The organism is Aliamphritea ceti (genome assembly GCF_024347215.1).
Taxonomy (GTDB): Bacteria; Pseudomonadota; Gammaproteobacteria; order Pseudomonadales; family Balneatricaceae; genus Amphritea; species Amphritea ceti.
Window position 1 is genome coordinate 2,651,630 of the sequence record NZ_AP025282.1, and the last position, 12,403, is coordinate 2,664,032.

General features: G+C 48.3%; 9 protein-coding genes. 7 read left to right on the forward strand and 2 right to left on the reverse strand.

Annotated features, from left to right (window positions below; all coding sequences use genetic code 11):
• Positions 1-110: 110 nt before the first annotated feature.
• Complete coding sequence (locus OCU49_RS11985; protein WP_261840805.1) at positions 111-968, reverse strand: LysR family transcriptional regulator; 858 nt, start codon at positions 966-968, stop codon at positions 111-113.
• A gap of 196 nt (positions 969-1,164) precedes the next feature.
• Here OCU49_RS11985 and OCU49_RS11990 point away from each other — a divergent pair, with 196 nt between their 5' ends.
• From OCU49_RS11990 to OCU49_RS12015, 6 genes are all read left to right on the forward strand, one after another.
• Positions 1,165-2,319: a dimethylsulfoniopropionate demethylase gene (locus OCU49_RS11990; RefSeq protein ID WP_261840806.1), complete on the forward strand. Its 1,155-nt coding sequence runs from the start codon at positions 1,165-1,167 to the stop codon at positions 2,317-2,319.
• Entirely contained in the window at positions 2,319-3,647 is a 1,329-nt protein-coding gene (locus OCU49_RS11995) for an O-acetylhomoserine aminocarboxypropyltransferase (RefSeq protein ID WP_261840807.1), read from the forward strand. Before OCU49_RS11990 ends, OCU49_RS11995 begins: the two co-directional genes overlap by 1 nt.
• 2 nt (positions 3,648-3,649) lie before the next feature.
• A complete protein-coding gene (locus OCU49_RS12000; RefSeq protein ID WP_261840808.1) occupies positions 3,650-4,432 on the forward strand; it encodes an alpha/beta fold hydrolase in 783 nt (260 codons plus the stop codon).
• A gap of 28 nt (positions 4,433-4,460) precedes the next feature.
• The gene (locus tag OCU49_RS12005) at positions 4,461-6,794 is read left to right on the forward strand and encodes a 3-hydroxyacyl-CoA dehydrogenase/enoyl-CoA hydratase family protein (protein WP_261840809.1); all 2,334 of its coding nucleotides are present in this window, start codon (positions 4,461-4,463) and stop codon (positions 6,792-6,794) included.
• Positions 6,795-6,882: 88 nt separating this feature from the next.
• Positions 6,883-8,550, forward strand: coding sequence for an AMP-binding protein (locus tag OCU49_RS12010; RefSeq protein ID WP_261840810.1), 1,668 nt, complete (start codon positions 6,883-6,885; stop codon positions 8,548-8,550).
• 10 nt (positions 8,551-8,560) lie between these two features.
• Positions 8,561-9,925 (forward strand): malonyl-CoA decarboxylase, encoded by a 1,365-nt coding sequence (locus OCU49_RS12015; RefSeq protein WP_261840811.1) that lies wholly within the window; start codon positions 8,561-8,563, stop codon positions 9,923-9,925.
• A gap of 149 nt (positions 9,926-10,074) precedes the next feature.
• Here the strand turns inward: OCU49_RS12015 and OCU49_RS12020 are convergent, their stop codons facing one another.
• Complete coding sequence (locus OCU49_RS12020; RefSeq protein WP_261840812.1) at positions 10,075-11,364, reverse strand: NADH:flavin oxidoreductase/NADH oxidase family protein; 1,290 nt, start codon at positions 11,362-11,364, stop codon at positions 10,075-10,077.
• A gap of 142 nt (positions 11,365-11,506) precedes the next feature.
• Here OCU49_RS12020 and OCU49_RS12025 point away from each other — a divergent pair, with 142 nt between their 5' ends.
• Entirely contained in the window at positions 11,507-12,403 is an 897-nt protein-coding gene (locus tag OCU49_RS12025) for a LysR family transcriptional regulator (protein ID WP_261840813.1), read from the forward strand.

A 12,403-nucleotide genomic window follows, 5' to 3' on the forward strand; every position in this document is an offset into this window, starting at 1 on the left:
AAAAGCTAAGACTAAAGCTAAAATAATAACTTCATGACACTGTCATATAATTTTTTGCTAAGTGGCAATGCGAACAAGAATCCATTTCGCAGTGATACGTTTAAGATCATTTAAATATCTTCAAACTGGTCTGCCAGCCAGCGCCATACTTCACGGCCAGACGGGGGGAGCTGAGCACTGCTTGAGCATAAGGCAAAAAATCCTTCTTCAGTAGGGCAGCGGGGTAAGTCTAAATCCTGCAATGAAGCACTGGCTAATTCGTGTTCCATAAAACTGCTGCGCGCCAGCACAATGCCTAACCCCTGTGCCGCCATCTGATAAGCAATAATTGAATTATCGACAGAACGTTGCTGACGTTTTAATAACTCCGGCTGTCCGGTCTGTTTTGCGTACCATTGCCAGCCAGAGCGATATCCCAGCACATTAATAAGTGGCAGATCCTGAGGATTCTGAATGTTTTTACCGGTAGCAGGAAAGAGTTCATCACGGGTAAGTCGCATTGCACTGAATCCTTTCCAGGGGCCAATACCATAACGAATATCAATATCGCCGCCCACTGGTTCGCGGTTCACATCCCATACCGTATGGGTCATTTCCATCTGTAAATCTGGCAGACGCTCATATAAGCCTGAAAGTCGCTGACTCAGTACCCAGTGAGCAAAGCTGATATTAACCCGTAGCTGCAGTACGCCCCGCTGGCGTAGGCCAAACAGATCTTCAGTGGCACCATCCAACGTACTGAGTGCCGCCTGTACTTCAACCAGATAGCGTTCACCCAGCTCAGTAAGACTGATGCCATGCGCCTCACGATTAAATAACGGCTGATTGAGTGCCTGCTCAAGTGCCCGCATCTGCTTGCTGACTGCCGCCTGAGTAAGATTCATTGACTGAGCCGACTTAGTAAAACTCTTATGCTGAGCGGCATAAGCAAAGGTGCGTAGCCAATGTAAGGGGGGATGCGGGTTCATAGTTAGCCGTCTCAAATAAGTAACTGAATGTACAGCAACACTATATAGGTAACCTAAGCTAACATTCCATAAATTATCCAGTCATAACTTTAGTTGAGTCTGAGGGTTTAACTAATTCGTTTGAGACAACCCGTTAATCACGGCTAATCTTAGTCAAACTCAAACAACAATAAACTTAACATTTCAGGACGCAGCCATGATGCCAGCGCTAGCCGTTTCCCGACGTACCCGCAGTACGCCTTTTACCAGCCGTGTCGAAGCTATGGGGGTAAAAGCGTATACCGTTTACAACCATATGCTTTTACCAACAGCCTTTAAGGGTGTTGAAGAAGATTACTGGCACTTATGTGAGCATGTGCAGGTTTGGGATGTATCCTGTGAACGTCAGGTCGAGATAACCGGACCTGACGCAGAAAAGCTGATCCAGCTGATGACTCCCCGTGATCTGAGTAGCGCACGTGCCGGGCAGTGTTTTTATCTGCCTATATGTGATGAGAAAGGCATGCTCATCAATGATCCCATTGCAATTAAGCACAGTGACAGCCACTGGTGGCTTTCTATTGCCGACAGCGACGTCAAGCTATTGGCAAAAGGCATCGCCATTGGTATGCAGCTCGATGTTGAGGTGTGTGAACCGGAAGTATGGCCACTGGCAGTTCAGGGCCCAAAAGCTGAAGAACTAATGACCAGGATATTTGGCGAGCACGTTAGAGATATTCGTTTCTTCAACTATCGTAACCTGGATTACAGGGGCACCAAAATGCTGGTTGCCCGCTCTGGCTGGAGCAAGCAGGGCGGTTTCGAAATCTATGTAAATGACAGCGAAATGGGCGGTATTCTCTGGGATGAATTGTTTTCCAAAGGCGAAGACTTACAGGTAGCACCCGGCTGCCCCAACCTGATCGAACGTATCGAAAGTGGTTTATTGTCTTTTGGTAACGACATGGATTACGGCGATACGCCACTGGAATGCGGACTAAATAAATACGTTAGCCTGACTGCAGACATCAACAGTCTCAGCATAGATGCATTGCGTAACAGTACACCACGCCACCAGTTAGTTGGCCTGGTGTGTCAGGGTCAGCAGAGCTTCACTGCAATGGGTGTTTATATGCAGGAGTTATGCGTGGGTGAAATCACATCTTACGCCTGGTCACCCCGTTATGGGGTCACTCTGGCAATGGCGCGTTGCAGTAATGTTGCACTGGAAACTGACGTGAGCCTAACGGTGAATAGCGATGCCGGTGTTCAGACAGTAGTATTGAGCAGATTGCCATTTAACTTTAATGACTTAGGACTGATTGCTCATGAGGCTAATCAGTCAAAACCAGTTTCAGGGAAGCCAGTTTAATGAGTAAGCAAAACAACCGATCGTCGTATCTGGGGGCTGACACAATCGCCCTGCATGCCGGCTATCAGCCTGAACCGGAACATGGTTCACGGGCCGTGCCTATCTATCAGACGACCTCTTATGTATTCGAAAGCGTTGATGCTGCATCAGCATTGTTCAATGTCGAACAGGGCGGGCATATTTACAGCCGAATAACTAACCCGACTGTCGCAGTCCTTGAGCAACGTGTTGCTGCACTGGAAGGTGGCACAGGCGCAGTTTGTACTGCTTCAGGCATGAGCGCACTTTTCGTCAGCTTCGTTTCTCTCTGTTCGGCAGGGGATCATATTGTCAGTGCAGGTCAGATTTATGGTTCAACTGTTACTTTGCTCAAGCACACCCTGAAACGCTTCGCGATTGATGTCACTTTTGTTGATATCAACGACAGCCAGGCCGTCGCTAATGCAATCCAGAGCAATACCAAACTGGTTTTTTGCGAATCTATTGGTAATCCGGGTCTGGAAGTTTCGGATCTGCCTAAAATATCGGAAGTGGCCCATCAGCATGGTGTTCCACTAGTCGTAGATGCCACCTTTGCTACCCCAAGCTTATGTCGTCCACTGGAGCACGGTGCGGATATAGTGGTGCATTCACTGACTAAATGGATTGGTGGCCATGGTACAGCTATTGGCGGCGCTATTGTTGATGGCGGTAAATTCGACTGGGCAGCCAGTGGCCGTTTCAGCACACTGACGGAACCTTACGAGCCTTTTCATGGTATTAATTTCTGGGAGGAGTTTGGCCCGGCAGCACTGACCATGCGTATACGGGCAGAGGCGATGCGTGATTTTGGCGCGGCCATGAGTCCACATAATGCCTTCTTACTGTTGCAGGGTATAGAAACCCTTAACTTGCGAATGAAACAACATGTTGAAAACGCTAAACAGTTAACTGAATGGTTGCAACAGCAGGAAAATGTTGCCTGGGTGAATCATCCTGATCTTGAGTCTAATCCTACGCATAACGTTGCCACTGAGCTGTTCCCGAACGGTGCCGGTTCTATGCTGTGTTTCGGCGTGAAAGGTGGCAGGGCCTGCGGTGCCGCTTTCATTGATGCGTTACAGCTATCGTCAAATCTGGCGAATGTTGGTGATGCCCGCACCTTAGTACTGCACCCAGCCAGCACCACTCACTCCCGTTTAGACGATGAAGCAATGCTTAAAGCAGGCATTGGCCCTGATATGATCCGTGTATCTGTGGGTATTGAATCTATTCGTGATATTTGTGCGGACTTTGCTCTGGGGCTTAAGGCCGCTAACAAAGCCTGGCAAAAGCAGCAGGAGGCATAAACATGCGGATTTCAGTTAATCAGCAAGATGTATTTATAGCCACCGGCGGCAAACCATTTAACCCAGAGCAGCCTTGCGTGGTATTCCTGCATGGCAGCGGTCTGGATCATCGTTGCTGGGCTTTGCAGGCACGCTGGTTCGCATTTCACGGTTACAGTGTATTCGCCCCCGACTTTCCTGGTCACAGCTTATCTGGCGGAGAGCCGCTAACCAGTATTGAGGCTATGGCTGCCTGGCTGATCGATGCACTCGAAGCTGCCGGGGTTGAAAAACTTCATTTAGTAGGTCATTCGCAGGGATTCCTGGTTGCACTGGAAGCTGCTGCCAAATTAAAAAACCGCCTGTTATCACTAACTGCAATTGGCACTGCCGCAGCTATTCCGGTGAATCCGGCACTTATCGACACGGCCCGCGAAGCACCAATGAAAGCTGCGGATATGATGCTGCAATGGGGTTTTGGTCAGGCAACTCAAATGGGTTACAGCGCTGTACCCGGCGTACAGCCGATTGCTGTTGGTCGCCAAATTATGGCTGCTAACCCATTAGCTGAAGACCTACAGGCATGTAACGACTATAGCCAGGGCGCTGCCCGGGCGACAGATATTGACTGCCCGACGCTGGTTATTCTGGCCAGCCAGGATCGTATGACCCCTTACAGAACTGGCACTGAATTGGCTAAAAGCCTGAATGCTGCTCCGGTACGTATTGAAGCCGGACACATGCTACCTATTGAAGCGCCAAAGGCCTGCCTGGACGCAATGAAACAATTCTTTACCAGCCTGTAACTGCTGATCACCGGATAAGAGAAATATTATGTCTACATCTACATTCAAAAAAGTCGCAGTTATTGGTGCAGGTACTATGGGGGCTGGCATTGCCGGTCAGGTGGCTAATGCCGGTATTGAGGTCTGGTTACTGGATCTCGCATCAGAAGGCGAACAGGTTAATGCGTTGGCAGAACGCGGCATGCAACGCTTACAGGACCCTGATGCCCCAGGCCTGATGAGCGATGCTGCAGCGGAGAATATTCACTTAGGCAACATACGTGATGACTTTGACCAGCTGGCTGATTGCGACTGGATCGCAGAAGCAGTCGTTGAACGGCTCGACATTAAACAGGATTTATATCGCCGTATTAATGATGTTTGCCGTGACGATGCCATCATTACCTCGAACACTTCAACGATTCCTATAAGCCTGCTTACACAAGGCATGCCGGAGTCATTCTGTGAGCGTTTTGCGATCACACATTTCTTCAATCCGGTTCGCTTTATGCGGCTACTTGAACTGGTGCGTGGCGAACATACCCGTGATGAAATAATGCAGCAGCTGGATGCATTCTGTGACCAGCAACTAGGTAAAGGCGTGGTGCATTGCGCAGATACCCCTGGATTCCTGGGCAACCGGGTAGGTGTATTTGCTATTCAGTGTGCATTGCATACTGGATTTGAAATGGGACTAAGTCCGGCAGAAGCTGATGCGTTATTTGGGCGCCCGATGGGGATACCTAAAACCGGTGTGTTTGGCCTGTATGATCTGATCGGTATAGATCTGATGTCAGACGTAGTGAAGAGCCTGGTGAATATTTTACCCGCCGGTGATGACTTCCATAATGTCGCCGCTGAAATTCCGTTAATGACCCGCATGATTGCGAACGGTCAAACCGGTAATAAAAATGGCCAGGGCTTCTTCCGTGATGTGCCGACGGATAATCCGGACGTGACTTCTAATGAAGTGTTTACCCGTGAAGTACTTGATCTTAAAACCAATACATATCAGCCATATCAGCGTCTTGAATTACCGCTGGCTCAAAAAGCCGAAGCGCAAGGCATTCAGGTATTGCTCGACGATGACAGCCATTATGGCCGTTATGCCTGGCAGGTTCTGTCACGTACTTTATGTTATGCAGCGTCTCTGATCCCGGAAGTAGGGGATGACATTGTACCTGTCGATGATGCCATGAAACTTGGTTATAACTGGGTTCAGGGGCCATTTGAATTACTAGATCAGATAGGCACAGAGCGTTTTGTTAGCCGTCTTGAAGCGGAAGGCCGCGAAGTGCCTGCACTGCTTCAGCAAGCCCGTGGCGATCAGTTCTACACTGTACTTGATAAAAAGCTTTGTGCCCGCCGTGCTGATGGCAGCTATCCGGCAATTGAACGCGCTGAAGGGGTGTTACGTTTCTCCGAGTTGCGTCGCACATTGCAGGCACAGAATAGTAATGCCATGGCTAGCTGGTTCATTGTTGATGATGCAGCCATTGTTGAATTTCACAGCAAAGCCAATGCTTTAGACGGCGACTCTATGATTATTCTGCAGGATGCGATCCAGCAAGCCGAAGCCCGAGGCTTACGCGGAGTCATCATCCACAATGATGCACAGCATTTCTCCTGCGGGGTAAATCTTGGTGCGGTACAAACCTATTATCAGGCAGAAGACTATCAGGGATTAGATGATTTTCTGAATCATTTTCAGCAAGTCGTTCTGGCAATGCGTAATAGTCCATTGCCCGTTATTGCGGCACCTTCCGGGCTATCAATTGGCGGCGGTTTTGAGGTGGTATTACATGCTGATCAGGTTATCGGCCATGCAAACTCTGTTACAGGTTTAGTTGAATCGCTTGTAGGTGTAGTGCCTGGCGGCGGCGGTTGTAAAGAAACTCTGTACCGCAACCTTGAGAAATACGGCGACATTGATACTGCCAGCTGGAAAGCCTTCATGAATCTTGGCTATGGCCGTACCGGCACCTCTCCGATTATCAGTAAAAAACTGGCGATGCTACGGGAGCAGGATGGCTGGCTGATGAACCGTGACCGTCTTCTTAATCAGGCACTTAAAACGCTTGATCAGGTACAGAAAGCACCACCAAGAGAAGCTATTCCTCTATCAGGTGAGCCAGTCTATACCGCCATGTGTGAGTGGCTGGTAAAAGCCAGAGATGAAGGTCAGTTATACCCACATGATGTTGTTGTTGGCAGTGAAATTGCCGGCATTCTGACTGGCGGAAACTGTACAGCAAGTACCTTACACAGTGAGCAGGACTTGTTTGATGCCGAACGCAGGGCATTTCTAAGGCTGGTTAAAACCCCGCAAACACGGGCCAGAATTGACAGCATGCTGGGCAGTGGCAGCAGCATCCGTAACTAAGCGTTAACCCGGGATAGCGGCACTGCAGATTATTAAGTGGCAGTGCCATCCCCGGACCATCCTGAAAAAAGGTTTAAGGAGCAATACGATGCACGCAGATTATCAGGCGCTGTCCGCAAATGCTGCAAACCATGTCAGCCTGTCACCCATTTCGTTTCTGCATCGCAGTGCTGATGTCTATCCAGATCATGAAGCTGTTATATACGGCGATAAAATCTATACATGGCAACAAACCCGGGACCGTTGCAACCGCATGGCATCCAGCCTCACAGAAGTAGGAGTGGGTCTTGGCGACACAGTTGCGGTATTAGCGTTTAATACACCGGAAATGTTCGAATGCCATTTCTCAGTTCCAATGACCGGCGGTGTCATCAATACGATCAATACCCGACTTGATGCTGAAACCGTTGGTTACATTCTGGATCACGGTAAAGTCAGGGTTGCCATTGTCGACCGGCAACTGTTTCCGGTATACAAAGCAGCACTTGAGCATGCGGAGTCCCGGCCACAACTGATCATTGTTGATGACCCAGCTGCCAGCGAACGTCCGAACGTTGATTTGCCTCACCTGAACTATGAATCACTGATCAGTAATGGCAGTCCTGATTTCAACTGGCAGCCGCCAGCAGATGAATGGCAGGCAATAGCGCTTAATTACACCTCAGGTACTACTGGCAGACCAAAAGGCGTGGTGTATCACCACCGGGGCTCTTACTTGATGAGTATGGGCACTGTCATCGGTTGGAATTTACCGAATCATCCCCGCTATCTGTATTGCGTCCCGATGTTCCACTGTAATGGCTGGGGACATGCATGGACAATGGCGGCGGTTACCGGCACGGTTATCTGCATGCGGGCATTTGAACCAGGTTTGCTGTTCCGACTGGTTGAGCAGCATCAGATCAGTCATTTTGGTGGGGCGCCTATCATTCTTAATATGCTGGCAAACGCACCAGAAGAACAACAGATCCGCTTTAGCCGCAGCATTAAAGTCATGACAGCAGGCGCTCCACCACCGGCACAGGTTCTGGCCCGCATGACCGAGTTTGGCTTTGATGTAATGCATGTATATGGCCTGACAGAAACCTATGGTCATATTCTTCAGGCTGCACCGCAACAAGCATGGGAAGCAGAAAATAACGACACACAGGCTGAACTAAAATCCCGCCAGGGCGTTCGTTTCCCAATGACAGAAGCGGTAATAGTCCGGGACCCAGCCAGCGGGCTACAGGTGCCTGCCGATGGCACCAGCATTGGTGAAATACTGATCCGCGGCAATACCTGCATGAAGGGCTATCTGAATAACCCTGAAGCAACGGAAGAAGCATTTACTGATGGTTGGTTCCATAGTGGTGATCTTGCAGTTGTGCATCCGGATGGCTATATCCAGATAAAAGACCGTTCTAAAGATCTGATTATTTCCGGTGGTGAAAACATATCCTCAGTTGAAGTAGAAAACACGCTATACAAGCATCCGGCAGTAGGAGAGGCGGCAGTTGTTGCTATGCCCGATAATACCTGGGGTGAGGTTCCTTGCGCATTTGTTGAGCTCAAAGCGGAATTTGAAAACGGGCTGAACAGTCTCAACGGGGACGCTGCAGAAGCGGTCACTGAAGCAGAATTAATTGATTTCTGCAGCACACACATGGCACGCTTTAAGCGACCTAAGCGGGTAATATTTGGCCCGCTGCCAAAAACAGCAACCGGTAAAATTCAGAAGCACGCTTTACGTGCTCAACTCAAACCGGCTGAATAAGGAAGTATTCGTGCTCGATAATCCAAGCAGTCTCTGGCAAAAAACCGTTCAGCATCTGATGCCATTATGGCGGGAAGCACTGGGCAATAAAGATTCCCTGGACAGCCTTACGCTAACACCGGATCTTGAAACCAGTGATCACAAACAGCTGCTTACCTGGATCGATGCCTGCATCGACGGTGCAGGTGACGTAGCTGCACGTAACCGTACGGCACAACTTGGCCGCTGTTATCTGGAACTCAGTGAAACTGGCCGGGTAACTTTCTTTACATTGCTGTGCCAAAAATACGATATTCAGGAGCAAAAATTAACTGAACTGATGCAGGCCTGGCAGGATGCCGACAGCGATAGCCGTCAGGCGCTTACCCGGAAACTCAGACAGCAGCTAGAGCCTCCGCGCATGGTATTGTTACGTCAGTTCAACGAGCTGCCTGAAGGCGTAAAGTTCCTCGTTGATATGCGTGCAGAACTGCTTAAATTAAGCCGTCAGCATCTACATTTAAAACCTCTTGAAGAAGATTTAAAACGCCTTCTAACTAATTGGTTTGACGTGGGTTTGTTGCAGCTTGAAGAGATCACCTGGCACTCTGGTGCAGACCTGTTAGAAAAGCTGATTGAATACGAAGCAGTTCATGAAATACAAAGCTGGAACGACCTAAAAAACCGTCTCGATTCCGACCGGCGCTGCTTCGCATTTTTCCACCCCAATATGCCTAACGAACCACTGATATTTGTTGAAGTAGCACTGGTTGAAGGGATGTCTGGGAACGTACAGGCACTGCTCGACGAAGACGCACCTCTGGCCAATCTTAATCAGGCAGACAGCGCCATTTTCTATTCTATCTCTAACACACAGAAAGGCTTACGGGGCATCAGTCTGGGCAACTTCCTTATCAAGCAGGTAGTAAATCAGCTACAGCACGACTTCCCGCAATTAAAGCAATTTGCGACTCTTTCACCGGTACCAGGCTTTACTGACTGGTTGGATAATCTAAGTGAAGCAGAACAGCAGACACTGGCCTTCAGCGGCAATTCTGAGCAACTTCGTCAGCAACTGTTACAAGCAGACGAGGCTGGAAAAGAAGCACTTGAAGCACAGATAAAACCGCTGGCACTGGCATACTTCACTCAGGCGAAACATCCACGTTACGAACGTTTTGCCCGTGACTCAGTTGCACACTTCCATTTAACAAATGGTGCACAGCTGGCCCGCATTAACTGGTTGGCAGACCAGTCAGAAAAAGGCCTGAAACAGTCATTGGGGCTGATGGTTAACTATCTGTATGAGCTGCCTCAAATAGAAGCCCGTAGCCAGGGCTATACAGGTAACGGAGAAATAGCACTGTCAGCTGCGCTAAATAAACAAAAGAAGTAGGGCGTATCCAGCCACTAATTAGCCATTTATCTGCGTATTCAATGAAGAACACTAAGGTAAATGGCTTTTCGATCAGCATAACTCATCTTAATTCAAAGCAGTGCTTGGCCCCTGATCAATACTGCTCTTAGACAGGTTTGTTGTTACAGCTAAATGGAAAATGCGGCCTTCCATTTAATAGTACGAGACGCATCACGCGCTTCATATTCCCGGATAGCGGTTGGTAAATCTAATGAAAACCTTTGCTCACAATCATTACCCAGCGCCGTTAGCAGCATGGAGTACCAGGCGGTAATACCACCGGGAACAACGGATTCAAAGCGTGGGAAAACAGGATCACCGATGCCTGACAGCCATTCATTAGCCAGAGAAGGATTCAGTATCGTTGCGCGGGCAACACCCACCATATCAATGGCGCCACTATTTAGTGACTCAACAGCTTCATAGCGAGCTTTAAATCCTCCGGTCGCTATCAACGGAGTACTGGTTACTTGCCGGGCTTTAGCTGCGAAGTCCACAAAATAAGGGCCTGAACTTACACTGTCAGAGCTAGATTTAGCACCAGGAAAGTAAGTACCGCCACTTAGCTCGATCAAATCGACTGAAGTGCCATCCAGAATACCTATTACTTCCAGTGCATCTTCCTGAGTTAGTCCGCCTTCTAACAAGTCAGAAGTGTTTACCTTGATACCAATAGGGAATACAGGGCCCACGGCCTGACGGACTTTTGTAATTATTTCAACAATGATTCGGCTACGGCCTTTAACTGAACCGCCGTATTCATCACTGCGGTGGTTAAATAGTGGTGACAGAAACTGGCTCAATAAAAAACCATGCCCGGCATGAATTTGGATACCGGTAAATCCTGCAAGCTTGGCAATGTCAGCGGCTTTTGCATAAGTCTCAGGTAATTTCTGTACTTCAGCTAATGACATTTCAGCAGTGTTTAAGTCGCCGATATTAAGTTCAGATGGCCCTTTAGGCTTACTGCAAACAGGTACGTGCGATAAAGCACCTGCATGACCAATTTGCGGCCAGATATGTGCTCCGTTAACACTTCCCCGACTCGTTAATTGACGTAAAGCATCAATATCTGAGTGCTCACCCAATACCAGATTGCCAGGTTTTTCCGGAAAGCGGGCGTCAATCTGAACCTCACCAATTATGGATAGTGCCATACCGCCTTCAGCCCACCTTTCATATAACCGTGTTTGCGCCTCAGTAGGATTACCTGCGCCGTCGCCAAGCGAATCAGACATTGCTGACTTAACAATGCGGTTTTTCAACACTGTGCCGTTACTCAAAACTAACGGCTGACCTAAACAAAGCTGATTAACAATTACTCCTTTGGAAGAAGAGGGCGAAGACAATTGTGAAGGTGCTTCATAAGCCTTTTTTGAAAGTGAGCTCTGCGCTTTTAGGTTTTTCGTTTCAGTCATAGGAATGTCTTCCGGTTATTCAAAGTAAGTGTGATCAGTCGTGGCCATTCACTCTGATTCAAACTGATACAGACATTATTGAGAATATTCTTTAAACTAAAAATACAGCAATCAGACAAACACTATTAAAAAATATTTAATAATGAACATTTCAGATCTGAATCTTTTCATTCGCATTGCAGAAACCGGCAGCATTACTGAATCAGCTAAACAGCTGGGGATCACTACCGCCGCAGCTAGCCTCGGGCTGAGACGTCTGGAAAAGCAATTAGATGTACCACTCTTCATAAGAACAACGAGACAGCTGCGGATTACTTCCCAGGGGGAGAAATTCCTGTTTCATTGCCGTCAGGCAATAGAGTCGCTGGAACACGGCGTGCTGTCAGCCCATGAAACACAAGGAGAAATAAGCGGTGAACTGCGCTTTTCAGTGTCTTCTGACTTAGGCCGCAATCAAGTCTTTAACTGGGTTGATGAAATGATGGATCAATATCCTTCACTGACGATAGACCTTAATGTCAGCGACTCTCTCTCAAACTTCTTTTTAGATCAGGTTGATGTAGCACTTCGTTACGGCAAGCCTGAAGACTCAACAATGGTTGCTTTTCATATCGCATCTATTAACAGGGTAACCTGCGCAGCCCCTGAATATTTAGCAGCCCATGGAACTCCGACACATCCAGAGGAATTAAGGCAACATAACTGCCTGCTATACAGGCTGGACGGCCGCCTGTTTAACCACTGGGAATATAAGGATGCAGAAAGTAAACACAGCATCAAAGTAAGCAGTAACCGGATAAGTAACGATACCGATATCGTCAGACGCTGGGCTGTAGCAGGGAAGGGAGTCGCTTATCGATCTGAAATAGATATATCAGCGGACTTACGTAGCGGAAAGCTGGTGCAACTGTTAGATGACTACCAGTCACCACCGGTCGAGCTGTATTTGTTATGTCCGGGAAGGAAGCAAGTCACACCAGCGGTTATAGCATTCAGAGAGATGTTGAGGGAGAAATGCAAAGAAATACTTAGCCTCTAA